Raw genomic sequence first — 20,106 nt, 5'->3', positions numbered from 1 at the left:
CATGCAGCGTCTGTTCTTCGCGATTCCAATTCTGATTGTTCTTGTCATTGGTGGCTTTCTGCTCTGGGGGCTGAATCCGGATCGTGACCCAAGTGGAATTCCGTCCGTGTTGATCTCGCAACCCGTTCCTGAATTCCAACTACAACCTGTCGAGGGGGTGGATCGCCCCGGCTTGTCCACTTCGGATTTGGCACAAGCAGGTGACGTTGTGGTGGTTAATGTGTTTGCATCTTGGTGTGTGCCCTGTCGCGCGGAACATGCTGTTTTAACCCGCATGGTGCAACAGGACGGGGTACGTTTGATGGGAATCAACTACAAGGACAAACCGGCGGATGCACGCAACTGGCTGGAGAACCTTGGCAATCCCTATGAGAGAATTGGTTCTGATTTGAAGGGGCGCGCTGGAATTGAATGGGGCATTTCCGGTGTTCCTGAAACATTCATCATTGGGGCCGACGGTGTTGTGCTTTTCCGTTATGTCGGCCCAATAATCGGGCCGAATGCGGAAACCAAGTTTTTGCGGGCACTGGTGCAGGCACAGGCAATGGTCGAGGGCAACTCATGATCAAGAAGCTTTTGATCACACTGTCTGTTTTCTTGTCTATGACAGCTTTTGCCTTCGCGGTTGAGCCTGATGAAATTCTGGACAATCCGGTTCTGGAGACCCGCGCCCGCGCCCTGTCAAAACAGGTTCGCTGTGTGGTTTGCCAAAATCAGGACATCGACAGCTCGAACGCCGGGGTTGCGCGTGATCTGCGCATATTGGTGCGAGAACGGTTAACGGCGGGTGATAGTGATGCCGATGTGTTGGCATATCTTGTGGCCAGATACGGCGATTATGTTTTGTTCAAACCCCCATGGAAACCCAGCACATATGCTTTGTGGTTGGCCCCCGGGGCGATGATACTATTTGGCGGTCTGGCCGTTGTTTTTGTGCTCTCTGGTCCCAGAAAACGTCGCAAACCCACGGACAAGCTTAGCGATGTTGACGAGATAGAGATCGCTGAAATCATCCGGAAAAATACGGTGGAAAACTAAATGGTATTTTGGATCACTTTGGGCGTGTTGAGCGTTATCGCTATCGCCACCCTGATTTGGCCGCTCATGCGCCAACATCAATCAACGCTCGACTGGCAATCAGGCGCGTTGGCGATCTATGCAGATCAGCTCAAGGAAGTTGAGACTGACGCACAGCGCGGGTTGATCTCGTCCGATGATGCACAGGCAGCCAAACTAGAAATCAAGCGCCGGATGTTGGCTGTTAATCGGGGCGAGCAAGGCCTCACACAGACCTCAAGCCAAGTCGGGCGCAGCGTCATCTTTCTTGCCGCCTTCGCAACGCCCATGCTGGCTGCAGCAATATACTTTGCAATCGGAGCACCCGGCACACCTAGCCAAGCCTTTGCGGCGCGCCAAGAAGAACGCACGAACACGGCCAAGATTACGGACCTGACAAACCGCCTATTGCAACGTCTGTCAACAGATCCCGATGGCGGGCCAACTGAAGGCTGGGTGCTGTTGGCACAAACCTATATGCGGATGGGGCAATTTGATGATGCTGCGAATGCGCTAGAGACCGCGGTGGAACGACCAGATGCAACGTCTGCGATCCTGTCACAATATGCCGAAGCCCTGATTGCGGCCGAAAACGGAATCGTTACCCCCAAGGCCATGCGTGCGATTGACCAATCGCGCGAGATCAACCCCGATAATCCAGCAGCGGTTTATTACAAAGCCATCGCCCTTGACCAGTCGGGCGATGGCACGGCAGCACATGATCTGCTGGTTGCGCGTCTGAACTCTGTCGATGGGTTCGCACCATGGATGGAGGTTTTTGTCGCACAAGCCAACCAGATCGGTGAAGAATTGGGCAGGCCCCGCATTGATCTTGCGTCTTTTGCCCCGATGGTGCGCCAAGACGAACCCGGGCCAACTGCATCGGATATAGCCACGGCCGCGGATTTATCCGAAGAGGACCGCTCTGCCTTTATCCGCTCCATGGTCAACCGGCTTGCGACACGCCTTGAAAGCGAGCCGGATGACCTTGATGGCTGGATGCGGCTTGCAAAAGCGTATGGAGTTCTGGGCGAGAACGAGAACTCCAGAAATGCCTATTTACGTGCGGATGATCTCGCCAAGAACCTGAATTCTAACGATCCAAGATTGCCAGAGATTGCTGCTGGCATTGCAAAAGCCGAAGGGGGCTAAAACAGGAAGGGAAAGAAAATGAACAGAAGGTCTTTATTACTTGCCGGCACAGCTGCGGCAACATTTCCGGTATCTCGTGCATTAGCACATGCGACCAAGCTGCCGGAATACACCATTCCAGAAGAACACATTCCGCGAGAAGTTCGCCTTGGAACCGAGCTTGAGCCGTTTGAAATCCACGTCATTCCCAATGACTATTCGCTATACTGGACCCTGCCAGATATGCGTGCCATCCGTTATACGGTAGGCATAGGGCGCCCCGGACTATACGAGCCAGGAGAGTTTTATGTCGGTGCAAAAAAAGAGTGGCCAAGCTGGACACCAACCCCCGCGATGATCAAGCGACAACCCGAACAATATGCGAGATTCTCTGACGGGGTACCTGGCGGCATTAACAATCCTCTCGGGGCAAGGGCGCTTTATTTGTTCACCCCTGAGCGTGGGGATACATATCTGCGTATTCATGGAACCAATGATCCAACAACGATCGGTCGCGCCGTGTCCAATGGCTGCGCCCGTCTGGTCAACAACCAGATTGTCGAGTTCTATGAACGCGTTCCGATGAATACCCGTGTTGTGCTATATAATAACACGGCATAACATGCTGGTTAGGCGTCACTAGATGGAAACTGCCCCCGTCATAACATCATAAATCAGCTTTAGGTTTAAGGTGACAATGATCACAGTGATAATCCACGACGCATGGGTCAGCCAGCGCGGGGCAGGCAGGCCGTTCATTTTCTCGGCGTCAGCTGTGAACAGCACCAATGGCACCATGGCAAAGGGCAGTTGCAAGCTCAGCATCACTTGCGACAGCACAAGCAGACGCGCTGTGCCGCTTTCGCCATAAAGCACCGTCACCGCAAGGGCCGGCACGATGGCGATGCCACGGGTGATCAGGCGGCGCTTCCACGGGGCCATCTTGAAGTTGATGAACCCCTCCATGATAATTTGGCCGGTCAGGGTTGCGGTCACGGTCGAGTTCAGGCCCGAGGCCAGCAGAGCGACCGCGAAAAGCGTTGCGGCCAAAGGCGCGCCCAGCATTGGCCCCAATAATTCGTGAGCGTCCTGAATTTCGGCCACCTCGAATCTTCCGGCCGTATAGAACGTAGCGACGGCCAAAATCAGGATCGAGGCGTTGATAAACAGGGCAAACATCAACGCCACCGTGCTGTCGATCGTGCCCATGCGGATCGCACCTAGTTTGTCTGCACGGGTTGGCCCGATGTTGCGCGTCTGGATAATGGACGAGTGCAGATAGAGGTTATGCGGCATCACCGTCGCGCCCAGAATGCCAAGCGCCAAAAACAGCATATCGGGGGATTGCAGGATAGCGCGCTGCGGGATGAACCCGCGCAAGACATCCCCCCACACCGGTTGTGCATAGACCATCATAATGGCGAAACAGGCAAAAATCAGCACAGTCAACGCAATCACAAAAGCTTCGAGCAGGCGAAACCCACGCCCTTGCAGCCAGAGGATTATAAAAACATCCAGCGCCGTCAGTATCACACCAAGCTCAAGCGGAATGCCAAACAGCAGGTTCAGCCCGATGGCGGTGCCGATCACTTCGGCAAGGTCCGTGGCGATAATCGCGCCTTCGGCCAGTATCCACAGCACGAATCCAACTGGCGGTGAAAAAGCATCCCTGCATGCCTGTGCCAGATCACGGCCCGACGCGACACCCAACCGCAAGCTGAGCGCTTGCAGCAGGATCGCCATGATGTTGGAAATCAGCACGACCGACAGCAGGATATATCCGAATGATGAGCCGCCGGCGAGCGAGGTCGCCCAGTTTCCCGGGTCCATATATCCAACGGCAACCAGATAACCGGGGCCAAAGAACGACATCAGCCGCTTAAAGAAAGCACCTTTGTTTACAGGGATCGTGGCATTGGATTCTGCCAGAGATTCACCCGTCTTTTCGCGGCGCCAACCGTTTCCCGATGTCATTTCTATGCTTGCCTTGATGCAAATGAGAACTATTCTTAATTGCAGGTACACCGCACCCCTATCAACGTCAAGAGTTTACCCTGCGCCTGAACTGAAATTAAGTCGGGTTTCGCAGGAGCGGCGAAAGCTCCGCCTTCAATCCATATTGTCCAAAGCTACAGTTTGCTGTGCTGCGGCATTCAGAGCGTCAATCACGCTATTAGCAGTCAAGATTTCAGGCAGAGTAATCCCTTCAGGCGCCGCAGGGCCGTAAACCACATTAAAGGGGATGGCGTAACGTCCAAAACTGGCAAGATAGCGCGATATGCGCTCATCTTGCCGTGTCCAGTCGGCCTGCATGGGGGTGACGCCTTTGGCCGCAAGGGCCGATGCAACCGGATCACGGTCAAGCACCAATGCCTTGTTTGCCTTGCAGGTCAGGCACCAATCTGCGGTGACATCAACAAAAACAACTTCGCCCTCCGAGACCAGTTTAGAGATTTGGGAACGGTCGAATTTCTGCCATTCTGTCACTTGTTTTGCAGTCGTGTTGTTATCAGGAGTCAACAGTTGCGGAGCAAGCAGGGATAGAAAGGCCAGCGCCATCAAGGCAATGTTCTTCCATCGGGTTGGCGGAAACAGGTACCGGGACAGCAGCAAAAAACCAGCACCGACCGCGGTTGCAACAGCCAACATTGCCTGTGTCCCACCGACACCGGCCAGCACCCAGAACAGCCAAATCACGGTTATTGCCAACAACCCGCCAAGCACAAGTTTGAACCAGAGCATCCAGCGGCCTGGTTTGGGTAACTTCTGGATCAAACCTGGGGTCGCTGCGATCAGGAAATAGGGCAGCGCCAACCCAATTCCGAGGGCGGTGAAAATGACGAATATATCTACTGCTCGCCCCGTGAGGGCAAAAGCAACCGCCGTGCCCAGAAACGGCGCCGAACAAGGTGTGGCCAACACGGCCGCGAATGCGCCAGTGAAAAAGTCACCTAAATAGCTTCCTTTTGAATGGGCGGCACCATCGGCGCGTGACAGCTTATCCTGCCAGGATTGTGGCAGGTTGATCTCGAACATCCCGAAGAAATTTGCGGCAAAAACTGTCAGGATCAGGATCATGACGACCAGAAACGTTGTATTTTGGAATTGCAGCCCCCAGCCGACCGTCAGCCCCAATTGCCGCGCCAAAAGCGTGGCACCTGCCAGAACCCACATAAAGGCCAGAACGCCCAAGGCTGTCATAAGGAAACCACTGCGAATTCTTGCCGGTGATTGCTGCCTTGCTTTCACAGCCGATGACAATTTGATGGATAAAACAGGAAGGACACACGGCATAACATTCAGGATCAGCCCACCGATTGCTGCCATCAGAGCGATCCAGACGAGCTTGCTTATCCCGGGGACTATCCGCTCCAGTGCAAACGGTGGTTCAGGGGCTTTGGCCGTCAGTGCGGGCACAAAGCTGGCCGCAATCGGGCCATCTGTGATGGTAACCCCGAGAGTGGCTCGAGCAGTCCCTATGGATAAAACCGGCAGACGCGCCCACATCAGTTTCCCGCCATCTCCCAAGCGAATATCAGGCGCGCCAAAGGCTGTATCTGATCCGAATTCGGGAAAAATGTCCGGCTTCTGGAACCCACTTCTACTTCTGCTGCGTGCAGTAACCGTCAGTGACGTGAAATCATACGAAAATGTTGCTGTAGAGATGGACAGGCTGCCAGCGCCGCCACTCTCAGGAACTTTGTCGGCAAATAACGAAATTTTTTCGGCTGATTTAGCGTCAATGCCCGTGCCCTGTGGCAGATCAAGCGTCAAGATGAAATCCTGTGGAATACATACGTTTGAACACACCAGCAAGTTTACGGCAGCCGACAAAAATGCTGGTTGGCCGGGATCATCCAAAACAATCCGCAGCGGGAAAACTACGGTTCCTTTATATCCAAAGTTCTCGATGCCGAATGCGCGAAATCGTTTCGGGGCGGGCCAAAGGAATTCGACCTCGGAGATATTCGCCGAATTAGCCCAATTTACCGAGGGTGGGATTCCCACCTCGCCGGGCGATCTCCAATAGGTTTTCCAACCCTCAGAAAGTTGCAGCTCGAGACCAGCAGATATTGAGCGGGCCATCGGAGAAACGCCATTTTCTGCTGTGATCAGGCGTGCCGTGACAGCCGTTGACGTAAAGCTTTCGGATGTAGCGCTGATAGCGGAAACCGGCAGTGAGAAAACTGCCAGGAGAAATAGTGCAAATCCCAGCATAAAAGTTTTGGCTTTACCAGTTTTGGTATATTTCATGCGGATAACCCTATAATTTCACACCACACTTTGGCTCGCTCCCAAGGCATGTGGCTTACTGCTCGAGAGGAAATACAAAACCGGTGCGCCCATTTTCACATTCAAACTCTATGACCTTGTTTTGTCCAATGGAACTGGCCCGACATCCTGCTGGCACAGCAGCCCCCGGCGCCGTGCCCATTGACGAGACCCCAGTCAGTTTAGGACACGCAGCTGTGCTTGCACATCCCGCCAACACAATTGGTAAGAGAAACAGTGCAGGTTTGGGCCGCGTTAAAATTCTTAAGATTTCACCTGCGATCATCAACGGAACTCTTTCGCTATTCCATCTACTTACATGAATACAGCACAATGAAGTCAATGCCGATATTTGTACTGTTTTGTAACCAAGCCCCGAGCTTGTTACCATTTGTTACCAAAGCTTCCTTGACCACCCTGCCCCAAAGCTGGTTTTGATAAATTACGAAATGCTGGGCTTGCGGCTGTGATCTGTTGGGCTCCATCTGAACGAGATTGAAGTTGAGAAAAAATCAACCCGAACTGTGAGGCGTGAATATGAAAAATGATAGAAAGCTAACGAATCGGCGCAAATTTCTGCTCAACACTGCAAGTGTTGGTCTAGTCACTTTAGCGACGCCGAGTATTTTGCGCGCACAGGAAGTCGGAAACGATACCAATTCCACACGCAGGAATATTTCTTCATTTCGCGTTCCCGATTGGCGTGATCATTTCGATACCCTGAAAAACGGTGTGATTTTATCCGATACGGTTTCGCGGATGGTGCAATACTGGTCAGAAGACGAGAGCATCTACAAACTGTATCCCAGTTCCGTCCCGATGACGGACGATTTGACCCGCCGTGGCTACACCAGCATTATCCGCAAAGTTGTTGGACCATCATGGCGCCCAACGGCATCCATGAAGGCCCGCAATCCGGAATGGCCCGATTATGTAGGGCCAGGGCCGGATAATCCGCTCGGGACTCACGCGCTTTACTTAAGTTGGCAATATTACCGGATCCACGGCACCAATGACACCCGCAAGATCGGGCGCAGATCATCCAACGGCTGTATCGGGCTATATAATAACCAGATTGAAGAGCTCTTTGCGCTGGCAAAAGTTGGCACTCAGGTTAAATTGATCTAGTAATTTTGTCAGTTTTCGTCAGCCTGAATAGCCCACAAATCGAGCAATAAAAAATGAACAACAAAGTCATATACGGTCTAGGAGCCGTGGTGGTCGCAGCCATTGCTTTCACCTACCTACAAATCAAGCCACAGCAAGCTCCTCAAGGGCATTCCATGACGCCACCGGACACATCTTCTGTTGCACAAGGTGATCCGATTGCAACGGTCGCCCTGCCTGCTGAATTGTCAGCAAATGCGCAGATCGGTAAGCGTGCGTTTGATGCGAAATGTGCCGCCTGTCATGGCGAGAATGCTGCGGGTCAGAATGGTGTTGCCCCACCTCTGGTTCACACTATTTATCGTTCGAACCACCATTCTGATATGACATTTGTTATGGCTGCAAAGAATGGTGTAAGATCACATCATTGGAAATTCGGGAATATGCCACCAGTCGAAGGTTTGACTGATGCGGATGTGAAATATATCGCGCGGTATGTTCGTGAACTACAAAAGGAAAACGGTATTAATTGATGCTGTCTGGGTGGCTGAAAAAATGCGGGTTTTATATTCTGGCGACCTTCGTGTTCGCCCTGATGACTATTGCTGTGTTTCCCGAGATTGCTAGCGCTCATAGCAACGCAGACCCGAAAGCCATTTCATCTGATAGTGCGGTATATGTAGATACAGATCATCTGAATGAACTATCTGAAACCAACAGTCAGTGTCATTCGAATTGCGCTCTGGATTGTTCAACACAGATAGCTTTCCTGATCACATCCAATATCTTATCCCAAAAGACCGGCTTTGGCGTGTCCGTCCCCATTTACAACTCCCTTAGCACAGACTGGTCTGTGTCCTTTGACCCGCCCCCACCACGGGTCCTTTCCTGAGTTGAATTTGTCTTCAAAACGGGAAATGTAAGGACTTGAGTAATGAATTCTAAGAATATCGTAATGGGTGCAATAGTCGTAAGCGCGATTGCTGCCACAGCCTTCGCCCATGGAGGTGCAACCGGCATCATAAAAGAACGTATGGATGGAATGTCGGCTTTAGCGAAAACCGTAAAAGCTCTGGCCCCAATGATGCGGGGCGAAAGCAGCTATGATGCTGAAACCGTACGCCAGGGTGCTGAAACTATACGGTCCCATGCTGGGGAGTCGCTGACAAAGCTTTTCCCTATTGGCAGTGGCGGCATGCCGTCAGAAGCCAAGGAAACCGTATGGCAGGACTGGGAAGAATTTAGCGCGCTGGCGGAACAATTGCATCTTTATTCAGAGGGTTTGGCACTAGCGGCAGACAATGATTTGCTGATGTCAAATGAGACAGCAAGCGATACAGGATCAATGATGGGCGGTGGTAGCACAATGATGGGGGGCGCCGCTCCAATGATGGACAGCACAATGGGCCTGGAAGAGCTTTCCGCGATGTCTGCAGACGGCGTTTTTGCAATGGTTAGTCAAACATGTTCGGCTTGCCACACAAAATTCCGGGCCGAGGCCAAGTAAGAATGGGGAAAACCTATACAGGCATTTTGACCGCAGCCGTTTTTGGTGGTGCGATCATAGCCGCCTCGATGGTTTGGCCGATTGGCCAAGCTCCGCAAAAGATAACCCTTTCCGGCGATGTCAATCGTGGTGCCTATCTGGCGCGGGCAGGTGGCTGCATCGCCTGCCACACGAATTTTGAAAGCGGGGGTGCGCCTCTGGCAGGTGGCGCACCTTTGAAAACAGATTTCGGAACGTTCTATCCGCCCAATCTGACAACAGATCCGACCCATGGCATCGGTAACTGGAGCGTTGAAAACTTTGCTAAGGCCGTCCGGCAAGGTGTATCCCCTGAAGGCAAGCCATATTACCCGACCTTCACCTATCCGTTCTATTCAAACTTTACGGATCAGGATATCGCTGACCTTTGGGCGGCCTTTCAAACTGTGCCACCGGTAGCGATTGCTGCCCCGGATCACGAAACCCCGTTTCCGTTCAATCAACGATGGGGTTTGAAGTATTGGCGTGCCGCATTTCTTGAGGAACCCCGCACGGATCCGGTTCCTGAAAATGGCGTGTTGTGGAACCGCGGGCGGTTGCTGGTCGAGGGGGCGGCGCATTGCGCAGCATGCCACACTGGGCGCAATTTTGCCGGCGCTCGGGAAACCGATACCAAGCATTTTCAAGGCAATGACAGACTACCAGGCGGCGGCAAATCACCTGCAATAAATAAAGTCACGCTGGAAATGCGGGGGTGGGATGTCAGCAATCTGGCTTATGCCCTTAAAACAGGGATCACCCCGTCAGGCGATGCTTTTGGCGGCACAATGGGTGAAGTTGTTCTGCAAGGGACAAAGTTTTTGAGTGAAGAAGATCGTAAAGCCATGGCGATATATCTTTTGGATGATCACGAAGGTGGCTAAAATCCGGGCTGGGCACACCATTTGCCCAGCCCAACAGGGAAAGAATGAATGATGCTTTCAAGGCGACACTTTATGGGAACGGCTGCGGCTAGCACTTTGGTTGGTTTTCCGCAAAACCTGCTCGCTGCCAATGGGGCTTACTCGCCCATTGACGCACGGGTTCAGGATGTTCAACTGGCGCCACCCAGCTACGGTCAAACAGAAATCTGGGGCTATGACGGGCAAATACCAGGCCCAGAAATACGGCTGCCCCAAGGGCAACGCGTGCAGCGCACATTGAACAACAACCTACCGCAAGCGACATCGATCCATTGGCACGGCATTCGCAGTGACAATGCGATGGATGGAGTGGCGGGCCTAACCCAAGAAGCCGTCGCTAACGGGGCCACTTTTGACTATGATTTCGCGGTGCCAGACGCTGGCACCTATTGGTATCACGCGCACAACCGTTCAACCGAACAAGTTGCGCGCGGGCTATATGGCGCTTTGATTGTCGAGGAACCAGATGCGGCCGATGTGGACCGTGAAGAAGTTCTGGTTCTGGATGACTGGCTGCTTAACCCCGAAACGGCGCAAATTGACCCAGATTTTACCGCGCGCCATGATCGAAGCCATGCCGGACGGCGTGGTAATTTCATCGCCACCAACGGGCGCTACCAACTTTCCTTGCCAGTGGTTCAAAATGAAAGGCTACGCTTGCGGCTGATCAACGCCGCCAATGCGCGGATATTCGTTTTGCAACTGGCTGGGCTTGAGGGGTGGATCGTTGCTTTGGACGGGATGCCATTGCCGACACCGCAGCCCGTTACAAAAGAGCTACTGCTGGCACCGGGGCAGCGCATTGATCTGTTTGTTGATGTGACCGCCGATGTCGGAGAAAGCGCGCATTTGCTGCGCATTGATGATGAAAAAGGGGTTTCACAGGTCGCGTTTCCCGTGACGGCATTGGGCACGCGGGCGCGACGAGGCACCCCCGCGCCGCTGGCCCCCAACCCTGATCAGGAAGTTACCGGACTGGAGGGTGCTCTGCGCTCACGTTTGAACATGGCAGGCGGCGCGATGGGATCATTGGATGCCGCTATTCTGAAAGGCGAGCGCAAAACTTTCCAAAGCCTAGTTGAAGCTAACCAGTTCTGGGCATTCAACGGGATTATCGGCATGACCGAAACCCCCTTGCTGGAAGCAGACTTGGGTCAGACGGTTCGTCTGGAGATATTCAACGACACGGTTTTCCCCCATGCGATGCACCTGCATGGCATGCACTTTCGCGAAGTGCAAAAGGATGGTGCACTTGGGCCGCTGCGTGATACGCTGCTGACATTCGGTGGCGATACTCGGGAAATTGCCTTTATGGCAAACAACCCTGGGGACTGGCTCTTTCATTGTCATATGCTGTCGCACGCAGATTCCGGCATGATGACCTGGCTAAAGGTGAACACATGAACAAATCTCTTATCGCAATATCAGGACTGGGTGCAATTATCGCCTTGGGCTGGACGGCGCTAACGCCCTCTGCCCAAACAGCAATGGAAGAAACCCGCAATGACGATGCTGTTGCGGGGCTGGCTTTGTATCAGGAAAACTGCGCATCCTGTCATGGTGCGAACCTGCAAGGTGAGCCGGATTGGCGATCCGCCAAAGAAGATGGCACCCTGCCCGCCCCGCCCCATGATGAAACCGGCCATACGTGGCATCACGGGGAAGGATTGCTTTTCAATTACACCAGACTGGGTGGCAAAGAAGCACTTGCGAGCCAAGGCATCGACTTTAACAGTGGGATGCCGGGCTTTGGAGAGCAACTGAGCGACCAGCAAATCTGGGACATTCTTGCCTATATCAAATCAACATGGCCCGCACGACAACAAGAGCTTCAGGCCACACGAACCGAGGCAGAAATCCTGCAGAGAGAGGCAAATCAATGAACAATGCGAGCAAGGTAATCTTCGCTGCGGTGTTGATGACCATTCCCCAAATATCTTTTGCTCAAGAGCTGAGCGAGGCCCGAATTAAAGAATTAGTCTACGAGGCAATCCGTGAAAACCCCGATATCATTCTTGAGGCCGTCGACCTTATTCAAAAGCGTGATGAAGAAGCGCAAGCAAACGCCACACAGGATGTGTTAACAGACCAACGTTTGTTAATCGAGCGCGACCCCAATGCGCCAGTTTTGGGCAATCCGGATGGTGATGTCACTGTTGTCGAATTTTTTGATTATAACTGCCCTTATTGCAAACGGGCTATGCCCGAGGTGCAGGCCTTGCTTGATGAGGATCCAAATGTGCGGCTGGTCTATCGAGAGTGGCCAATCCTTGGAGAAGGATCGGTCTTTGCAACACGTGCGGCATTGGCATCGCGCGTGCAAGGGAAATACGAAGAATTTCATTTGGCATTGATGGGTTCAAGAGGGCGCGTTGAAGAAGCCTCTGTCTTGCGAATTGCAAAAGAGATCGGCCTTGATATCGACCAATTGAAAACCGATATGCAGTCGCCGGATGTGGACGAACACATCGCATCCTCAATGCGGCTGGCCCAGTCCCTTGGCTTTAATGGCACACCATCTTTTGTGGTCGGTGACGTGCTGCTGCCCGGGTTTGTTGAACAGGCAGAGTTGCAGAAGGCCGTCGACGAAAATCGGGGGGATTAATAAGACCCAGATCGCGCTTTCAGTTTCGGCGCGATGACTGCCTTCCAACGCCCGGTTTGTGTCTAAATTCTGCTTCGCTGATTATAACCGCTGCTGGCTTGCCAAGCTATGTGGCCAGTGCTTAAGAGCATCAGCCGTGATCCAGACCGTCAGTTCACCGCGCTTGAGCAGGCTTTCGTTATACGCACACCAGTTTGTCACCCGATATTGCTTTTGTAGATTTGTGATGGCAGCTGACATTAAATTTATGTGGCGTTAAGCGTATCTAGGGTCAGGGGAAAAGCACTTGTTAAAACTGGTTGCCTGATCCGTTTAACAACGCTATTTATTTGCAGCTTATATAGCAGAACCAGGAAATAGTATTGTGAACAATGTTCCTTTTCCCAAGGTACTTTCAACTTCTATTTTCCCACCGCTGCGAAGCACCAGTTTTTGACTGATTGGAAGCCCAAGCCCAGTTCCTTCGTGAGCTTTGGTTGTAAAGAATGGGTCAAACGCCTGTTTTATTACCTTTTTAGACATCCCCTTACCGGTATCTGAAACCATAATTTTTACCCCGTTATTACCACCAAAGTTATGGTTACGCGTCACAATCCTAAGCACCCCGCCGTCCCGCATAGCGTGGATGGCGTTAACAATCAGATTGATCATTATTTGTTGCAATTCTGTATGGCTTATCGCAATCAAACAATCAGAGCCCAGACTGAGATCAAGTTTAATATGCCCCTTGGCCAACAGATGTTGAACCAAGGGTAATGTGTCGTTGATAACATCATTCGGATTGGTGTGGTCCTCGGCTCCGGCATATTCTTCGGGTCGCGCGAATTGCAACAGCTTGGTGACCAAAACGTAAATACTGTGTATCTGGGCTTCGACCAGATTAAATTCGGTTTCCAACGGGTCAACCCCGTCTCCCAGCTCCTGACGAATAACTTCGATATTGCCCTGTATGACCGCTATCGGGTTGTTGATCTCATGGGCAATGCTTGCCGTGATTTCACCAATCGCCGCCAGTTTCTCCGAGACAATAAGCTGCTTGCTAGTCGCCTCAAGGCGTCGGCTGGCCTCAGTCAGTTCTTTGGTGCGCTCTTCAACCCGATTGTTTAATTCGGTTCCCCAGTTGCGCAATTCACGGTTGCGTTCCTGAACCTGCTCCAGCAGATTATCCAGCTCATTAGATACCAGAGCGATTTCGTTCTGGCTGGTTGATACCTGACTGCGGGCACCCAGATCACCGGCTTCTACTTTCGAGATGGTATCAACCATCTTTTCAAGCGGTTTGAAAATACCCCGTGCGATCCCAAGAAAAAGCGGCACCGAAATCCCAAGCAACAACAGGAACCCGCCAGCAAACAATAACAACGAACGGGTTTTGGCGGCTTGGAACGGGCTGTCAAGAAACCCGACATACAGCATGCCCACGCGGCCGCCATAGCTGTCCAAAAGGGGCTCATATGCTGAAATATACCAGTCATTAACCACAAACGCACGGTCAAGCCATGTGGCCCCTTGTTCTAGGACTGCGGCCCGCACTTCGACCGATACGCGAGTGCCCAATGCGCGGGTGTTTTCAAAAAGCCGGACATTGGTCGAGATGCGAACATCTTCTAAAAACAATGTTGTCGTGCCGCGGCTGCCTTCTGTCAGGCTGGCGGCGGGATAAACAAGGTCATTGATTGTATCAATAAATTCAAGGTTCTGGTTTAGTAACACCCCTGCCACCAACGCGCCGCCATCCCCGACAGGGGCCGCGGAATGCACGATCATTCCGCGAGATTCCTCGATGCGATCCGTCGGTAATGCCGCCTTGGTCGGAACCAACGGGATACGGGCCCGTGACGCAAGCATGTTGGAATATAGCGCCAATTCTCTCTGGCTAAATATGTCGATCTCGGTGCGCACCTGCCCACCTTGGGCTGTCACGATAACCGGCCATCGTTCTGGTTCAGGCGGCGTGGAATGCGATGTTGCCGATGTGATTTTATCATCGCCGGAAATGAAATAGAGAAAATCAAAATTGTTTAATTTGCGTTGTTGCTCCAACAATATCGGCATGGTCTCGGCTGTCGCATTTGCAAAGGCAACCGAGCCTGCGAAAGCCTGTAATCTTTCGCCAGAGCGTTCTTTCAAGCCTGCCAGATATTGGTGCGCGATTGTCAGTTCGCCATTCACTTTGGCGATTAATAGATCATCGAAACGCTGTGCCCAGTTGACGATCACACCGCCGCCAAAAAGCGGTAGCAAAACCAGCATAGGCAACAACGCGATGGCCAATAGGCGCACACGGATGGATTGATACCATTTGATGCCTTTGGGGGGATGGGGTATATCTAGGTCTCCCACATAGCGCATTTTCGATCTATTGTTTTACGCGAAACGCCAAGCCGCCGGGCGGCCTCGGCACGGTTCCCGTCGCATTCTTTCAGGATCGTTAGAATGTGGCGGCGTTCCACCGCTTCCAAAGAATCCGGCAGGCCAACCTCGCTATGTGCTGTATCGTTGAACTCTGGAGGAAACTCTCCATCAATGAGCGAACGCTCAATCACATTACGTAATTCGCGCACATTTCCAGGCCAGTCATAAGTTGATAGTTTCAACAACACACCTTCGGTCAGTGGCAACGGTTCCACGCCAAGTCGCTCGGACATTGTCTTGATGAACAAATCACTGAGTTCAAGAATGTCGCCTTTTCGCTGGATGAGTTTGGGCATTTCAACCTGAAATATATTAATCCTGTGGTATAAATCAGCGCGAAAAAGTCCGTCATCCACCCGTTGCTGAAGGTTGGCATTGGTTGCAAACATAAAGCGCAAGTTCAGCGGCACGTCCCTAGTCGAGCCGATCGGCCGGATGCGCATATCTTCGATCACCCGCAGCAGCGCCCCCTGAACCGGCATCGGCAGCTCGGCGATTTCATCCAGAAACAACGTGCCACCCCGCGCATGAAACAATAAACCGTCACGGTGCTCGGTTTGCCCCAGAGCGTTATGGGTGATCTGCCCGAACAATTCATTGGCAAGGGTCTGGGCCGAAATTGCCGCGCAATTGACCGGCACAAAGGGTTTTTCTGCATTCGGGGACAAGGAATGCAAAGTGCGTGCCGCCACCTCTTTGCCGGTTCCGCTTGCCCCTGTAAACAGTACACAAGTTGGTAAAGGCGCAACACGGCTCAGGGTTTCGCGCACCTGCGATATTTCCTTCGAGCGGCCAATCAACCGCCCGCGCCCTGCCATGTTTTCGACCGCCAATTCGTATTTGAGAAGGTAGTTCTCGCGCCGCAATTCCTGCCGGTCCACGCAGCGCGCAATCGCATTCAGAATTTGGTTCGAGCGGAACGGCTTTAGCACAAAATCCGCAACACCAGCCCGCAAGGCCTTGATCGCCGTGTCCAGATCGGCAAATGCGGTGATCAGTATGGCGTCGGCGTAAAACCCCAGCTTGCGTTGCTCTTTTAGCCAATCCAGCCCGTTAACCTTGGGCATGATATTGTCCAGTATCACCACATCAAAATGGCTTTCATCCAGCAGCTTTGCGGCGTCATCGACATTTGCCGCTTGCTCGACCTGCTTGCAATATGGCGACAGGATCTTGCACAAAAAGTTGCGCATGCCGGGTTCGTCATCCACCACCAAAACCGATGTCACCGACAGGCTTTGGCCAAATTCATCCCCGATTTGCATATCTTTAGCTGTTTTGTTTTGCATTTTAGACGCATCCACACATCAAGTTTGTGTCAAACCCTACCCCTACAAATCAGGAAAAAGGGATGGCAAAAAAAGAATGCGCCTTTGCGGTTTCAAACTCAACCCGCTTTTATGTCATCTTCATCAAGGGTTTTGGCAACAAGTTCACTTAACCCAATGATTTCGTAATCCCGTTCATAATCATCGATACCATCCTCGAATACAGACCGACAGTTTGCGCAAGGGACGATGACAGTTTCCAGATTATCGATATCATCGAGTTGGTCAACCTTCAGTGAAAATGCCGCGGTTTTCAATTCGTTTGCGCGAGGATTGGAGGATACGCCTCCCCCGCCCCCACAGCAAAAATTAGTCACTCCCGCCCCTTTCATCTCGACAAAATCCGAACAGGATTCATCCAGTAGCTTTCTTGGCTCTTTCAATAACCCGCCACGGCGGACAATCTGGCAGGGGTCATGCAGGGTCATGCGGCGCTCATCTTTCTTGCCGGCCGGAATGCGCCCTTCACGGCGCAGTTTATCGAGCAGCTCAATAATATGGACGACTTCAAACTTGAACTGGCGCCCCATCATGTTTGGCCCCGCCCAACGGATTGCACCATAGGCATGCCCGCACTCGGGGCTGATCACGGCCTTGACTTCCAGATCCTCGGCAGCCTTTACAACCCGTTCCAAAATTTCTTTCGCCATGGGGCCAGAGCCAATTTGAACACCCACATTGGTCGCCTCGTAAGCCACGGATGAAATTGTCCAACTCACACCGGCACGTTTGAAAATCTTTGCGTAAGCCCCCAAAACCTCGGGGTAGCCCATGATCTCCATGGATGAAAAAGTCGCCATATAATCGGCGCCTTTTTTATCAACCTCGATTTTAATTCCAGTCGCCTCTTCCTGATGCTTGATCTGCGCTTTCACAGCCTTGATGGTGACGCCCATCGGGGATGAGGTTTTCTTTACGTAGTCGGCAGCGGTCTTTAATCCATCGGGCACAATGTCGGCGGCAGCAAAGCCTTCGCGCATTTTGCGAATGGTACCCGCGATATCAATCCCCATCGGGCAAACCAGCGTGCAACGCCCGCACATGTTGCAGGAATCATAAACCAGTGGTTCCCATTCTTTCAGTTCTTCCTCGGTGACCTTTGAGGGAGCAAGGCCCAACATCTTTTTCAGGGATGAAAACGGCGCCAGTTCGCGCTTATAGGTGCGCTCCATCGGCAGCAGCTTGTAGGTGGGCGTATATTTTGGATCCTTGCTGGTAAGGTAAAACTGGCACGCCTCTGCGCACTCACCACATTTTACACAGGCCTCGAAAAACGAGGCAACTTCACCATCGGTGTGTTCAATGAACTTCTCAATGGCGATGTCGGCTTTGTTTTGGGTGCTCATAGGTTTATCCCCTTACGACCATAGGTGGCCCCGCTATGACCGCGAGACAAAAAGAAGGTAAATGCATGCATCAGGCGGCTGAATGGAAAATAGATCAGCCAGATATCTACGAACAGCATATGAACCGCTCGAAGAAAATCATGGCTTTCTTGCAAGGCAAGGCACCCGGTGAACATGACCATAAACGTCAGCCCCGTGCCCATATGATCACTGGGCTCGGAAATCAGCCGCATCACCGGATCAGAAATACGGCGCACCCACAGCAAGATCAAACCGGCAAATGCAATATCTGCCGCAATGATGAATCCCCAGCGCGGCATCACCCACCAGTCAAACCCCAGAAACTGGGTTTTAAGAAATGCAACATGGGGCGCGCCGACAACGATCAGGGCGAGCAAGCCAAAGTGGAATGCATATCCACCAACCAGGTGCACCCATGTGCGGCTTGCGAAAATGCCGCGTGGAAAGAAATGCCGCAGGTTGCCTTTGAGGAACCCCATGGCCGCCGATGCCTTGGGCGGCGAGATATCTTTTTTGCGCTTGATGCGCAGCAATCCAATCATGCGCCAGACAACACCTAGAAGGAAGATGGCAGCGGCTATCTGAAAGAAAATGCCTTCGACAAACTCAAGAAAACTCATTGGGTCTCCTCCTTGGCAGATTTGCCAGTAACATCTTCGTACCACAAATCATGGTGTTCTTTCGCCCAGTTCTCGTCGACTTCGCCTTTCAGCATTGAATCAATGGACCCTTCCATGCCGACCGTGCCCAGATAAATGTGCCCAAGCAGCACCGAAAGCAGCAAAACGCCGCCAAGCCCATGAAGGATGACCGAAAGCTGCAGCCAGCGCATATCCTCGACAAGCCAGGGGAATAACATCAGCACGCCGGTAATGCTCATCACGATGCCAACCAGAATAACCAGCCAGAACCACGATTTTTCGCCAAAGTTGAACTGGGAAGAACTGGCATGGCCGCCAAACATGCCGCCAAATTTCAGCATCCATTTTATATCAACCCATTGGAAAAAGTTCCCGCGAACAAATTTGAAGAACATCCAGACCAGCGCCACAATGAACAACGGGCCAAACAGGTTGTGCCCTTCTTTTGCGGCACTTGTGATTACCGAGTTGGTCTCAAGCCCAAGATACGGTGCGATGACAGGGCGACCGAGCAAGATCAGCAATCCAGTGATGCCAAGGGTGATAAACACAAAAGCCATAAACCAGTGCGAGACCCGCTGTAGATGATTAAACCGCGGGATTGTTTTGCCGGAGAACCCATCGGTTATTTTCATTTTTCCGAAAACAAGATGATAGATCAGCAGCAAACCGAGCACGACCAGCGGTGCAAAACCTGCGTATTTGCGAATATAATTCTCGCGCAGATTCCGCCATGGCTGGCCACTTCGTTGCATCACTTGGGAATCCGATGGGGTAGCCAGCACATCAAGCGGATCATTGCCCCGTAATGCGCGCCACAAATCAGCATCTGAGGAGGTGCCAAGCGGGCCAAGCGGGCCAGTTGCTTCAGAAACGCCCGCTGATGGGGACATTGCCTCGTCTTGCGGTTTGATCACCACCTCGCCACGTTGTCGCGCCATGATATCTTCGAGCGTCTGATTGCCGGCTTGCGCAAAAACGGGTGAGCTGCCGAATGCAAACCAAAACAGGGTCAATAACAATGTCAGAATAGATCGCAACATTTGATGGGCCTCAAACAGGTGTTGAATAGCGCAGGGCAGTGGACTGCCCTGCGTTTTTAGCTTGAAAGAAACGGGACGTATTACCCGCGTTCTTTATCAGCCGCCTTTTTGGCCATAGGCCGTGCCCCAGCCCCAAGCGCCAGAACCAAAGCCGCGTGAAACCACGCGCTCACGGTAGATGCCGGACACGATGTTCCCGTCCCCCGCCAGCAGCGCTTTGGTCGAGCACATCTCGGCACAGATTGGCAATTTGCCTTCCGCAATACGGTTGCGACCGTAATTCTGCAATACTGCTGCTGAATTGTCCTCTTCCGGACCACCGGCACAGAAGGTACATTTGTCCATCTTGCCACGCGAGCCAAAGTTGCCAGCCTGCGGATATTGCGGCGCACCAAACGGGCACGCATAGAAGCAATAGCCACAGCCAATGCACAGGTCTTTAGAGTGCAGGACGATGCCATCGGCTGTTTGGTAAAAACAGTCGGTTGGGCAAACGGCCATACACGGCGCATCCGAACAATGCATACAAGCGATCGAGATCGAACGCTCGCCGGGTTTGCCGTCACCAATGGTGACAACTTTGCGCCGGTTGATGCCCCAAGGCACCTCGTGTTCGTTCTTACAGGCGGTTACGCAGGCATTGCATTCAATGCAGCGTTCCGCATCACAGAGAAATTTAACTCTTGCCATTTC

General features: G+C 52.4%; 19 protein-coding genes. 11 read left to right on the top strand and 8 right to left on the bottom strand.

What is annotated here, in order from left to right; translation table 11 throughout:
* Nucleotide 1: 1 nt before the first annotated feature.
* Genes ACWB12_RS11400 through ACWB12_RS11385 form a run of 4 tightly spaced genes read left to right on the top strand, consistent with a single transcriptional unit; the run spans nt 2 to nt 2,808 of the window.
* The gene (locus ACWB12_RS11400; RefSeq protein WP_479530206.1) at nt 2-565 is read left to right on the top strand and encodes a DsbE family thiol:disulfide interchange protein; all 564 of its coding nucleotides are present in this window, start codon (nt 2-4) and stop codon (nt 563-565) included.
* A complete protein-coding gene (locus ACWB12_RS11395; RefSeq protein WP_479530233.1) occupies nt 565-1,038 on the top strand; it encodes a cytochrome c-type biogenesis protein in 474 nt (157 codons plus the stop codon). Before ACWB12_RS11400 ends, ACWB12_RS11395 begins: the two co-directional genes overlap by 1 nt.
* Complete coding sequence (ccmI, locus tag ACWB12_RS11390; protein ID WP_479530205.1) at nt 1,039-2,208, top strand: c-type cytochrome biogenesis protein CcmI; 1,170 nt, start codon at nt 1,039-1,041, stop codon at nt 2,206-2,208.
* Nucleotides 2,209-2,226: 18 nt separating this feature from the next.
* Nucleotides 2,227-2,808: a L,D-transpeptidase gene (locus ACWB12_RS11385; RefSeq protein WP_479530204.1), complete on the top strand. Its 582-nt coding sequence runs from the start codon at nt 2,227-2,229 to the stop codon at nt 2,806-2,808.
* An 18-nt stretch (nt 2,809-2,826) separates the two neighbouring features.
* On the opposite strand, the gene ACWB12_RS11380 is transcribed toward ACWB12_RS11385, so the two are convergent.
* The gene (locus ACWB12_RS11380) at nt 2,827-4,161 is read right to left on the bottom strand and encodes an Nramp family divalent metal transporter (protein WP_479530203.1); all 1,335 of its coding nucleotides are present in this window, start codon (nt 4,159-4,161) and stop codon (nt 2,827-2,829) included.
* Nucleotides 4,162-4,296: 135 nt separating this feature from the next.
* Entirely contained in the window at nt 4,297-6,441 is a 2,145-nt protein-coding gene (locus tag ACWB12_RS11375; RefSeq protein ID WP_479530202.1) for a protein-disulfide reductase DsbD family protein, read from the bottom strand.
* A 555-nt stretch (nt 6,442-6,996) separates the two neighbouring features.
* Here ACWB12_RS11375 and ACWB12_RS11370 point away from each other — a divergent pair.
* The 7 genes from ACWB12_RS11370 to ACWB12_RS11340 all read left to right on the top strand — a co-directional run bounded on the left by ACWB12_RS11370 (nt 6,997) and on the right by ACWB12_RS11340 (nt 12,619).
* Nucleotides 6,997-7,587, top strand: a complete 591-nt coding sequence (locus ACWB12_RS11370; RefSeq protein WP_479530201.1) for a L,D-transpeptidase — start codon at nt 6,997-6,999, stop codon at nt 7,585-7,587.
* 53 nt (nt 7,588-7,640) lie between these two features.
* Entirely contained in the window at nt 7,641-8,099 is a 459-nt protein-coding gene (locus ACWB12_RS11365) for a c-type cytochrome (protein ID WP_479530200.1), read from the top strand.
* Nucleotides 8,100-8,500: 401 nt separating this feature from the next.
* Nucleotides 8,501-9,073 carry a c-type cytochrome gene (locus ACWB12_RS11360; RefSeq protein WP_479530199.1) on the top strand — a complete coding sequence of 191 codons (573 nt, stop codon included), beginning with the start codon at nt 8,501-8,503 and terminating at the stop codon, nt 9,071-9,073.
* A 2-nt stretch (nt 9,074-9,075) separates the two neighbouring features.
* Entirely contained in the window at nt 9,076-9,975 is a 900-nt protein-coding gene (locus tag ACWB12_RS11355; protein ID WP_479530198.1) for a c-type cytochrome, read from the top strand.
* A 72-nt stretch (nt 9,976-10,047) separates the two neighbouring features.
* Nucleotides 10,048-11,418: a multicopper oxidase family protein gene (locus ACWB12_RS11350; protein WP_479530197.1), complete on the top strand. Its 1,371-nt coding sequence runs from the start codon at nt 10,048-10,050 to the stop codon at nt 11,416-11,418.
* On the top strand, nt 11,415-11,897 hold the full coding sequence (locus ACWB12_RS11345) for a c-type cytochrome (protein ID WP_479530196.1): 483 nt from the start codon (nt 11,415-11,417) through the stop codon (nt 11,895-11,897). The genes ACWB12_RS11350 and ACWB12_RS11345 overlap by 4 nt, the downstream gene beginning before the upstream one ends.
* The gene (locus ACWB12_RS11340; protein ID WP_479530195.1) at nt 11,894-12,619 is read left to right on the top strand and encodes a DsbA family protein; all 726 of its coding nucleotides are present in this window, start codon (nt 11,894-11,896) and stop codon (nt 12,617-12,619) included. Before ACWB12_RS11345 ends, ACWB12_RS11340 begins: the two co-directional genes overlap by 4 nt.
* A 336-nt stretch (nt 12,620-12,955) precedes the next feature.
* Here ACWB12_RS11340 and ACWB12_RS11335 read toward each other — a convergent pair whose 3' ends face one another.
* From ACWB12_RS11335 to fdh3B, 6 genes are all read right to left on the bottom strand, one after another.
* The gene (locus ACWB12_RS11335; protein ID WP_479530194.1) at nt 12,956-14,971 is read right to left on the bottom strand and encodes a cache domain-containing protein; all 2,016 of its coding nucleotides are present in this window, start codon (nt 14,969-14,971) and stop codon (nt 12,956-12,958) included.
* Nucleotides 14,950-16,323, bottom strand: coding sequence for a sigma-54-dependent transcriptional regulator (locus tag ACWB12_RS11330; RefSeq protein WP_479530193.1), 1,374 nt, complete (start codon nt 16,321-16,323; stop codon nt 14,950-14,952). The genes ACWB12_RS11335 and ACWB12_RS11330 overlap by 22 nt, the downstream gene beginning before the upstream one ends.
* A gap of 98 nt (nt 16,324-16,421) precedes the next feature.
* Nucleotides 16,422-17,708: a (Fe-S)-binding protein gene (locus ACWB12_RS11325; protein WP_479530192.1), complete on the bottom strand. Its 1,287-nt coding sequence runs from the start codon at nt 17,706-17,708 to the stop codon at nt 16,422-16,424.
* Nucleotides 17,705-18,349 carry a hypothetical protein gene (locus ACWB12_RS11320; RefSeq protein WP_479530191.1) on the bottom strand — a complete coding sequence of 215 codons (645 nt, stop codon included), beginning with the start codon at nt 18,347-18,349 and terminating at the stop codon, nt 17,705-17,707. Before ACWB12_RS11320 ends, ACWB12_RS11325 begins: the two co-directional genes overlap by 4 nt.
* Nucleotides 18,346-19,413: a formate dehydrogenase subunit gamma gene (locus tag ACWB12_RS11315; RefSeq protein ID WP_479530190.1), complete on the bottom strand. Its 1,068-nt coding sequence runs from the start codon at nt 19,411-19,413 to the stop codon at nt 18,346-18,348. The genes ACWB12_RS11320 and ACWB12_RS11315 overlap by 4 nt, the downstream gene beginning before the upstream one ends.
* A 96-nt stretch (nt 19,414-19,509) precedes the next feature.
* Entirely contained in the window at nt 19,510-20,103 is a 594-nt protein-coding gene (fdh3B, locus tag ACWB12_RS11310; protein WP_479530189.1) for a formate dehydrogenase FDH3 subunit beta, read from the bottom strand.
* Nucleotides 20,104-20,106: the final 3 nt, after the last annotated feature.

The sequence above is a fragment of the Profundibacter sp. genome, from assembly GCF_056498605.1.
Note: the sequence above shows the minus strand (reverse complement) of the source record. Positions and strands in the feature narration are given on the sequence as shown.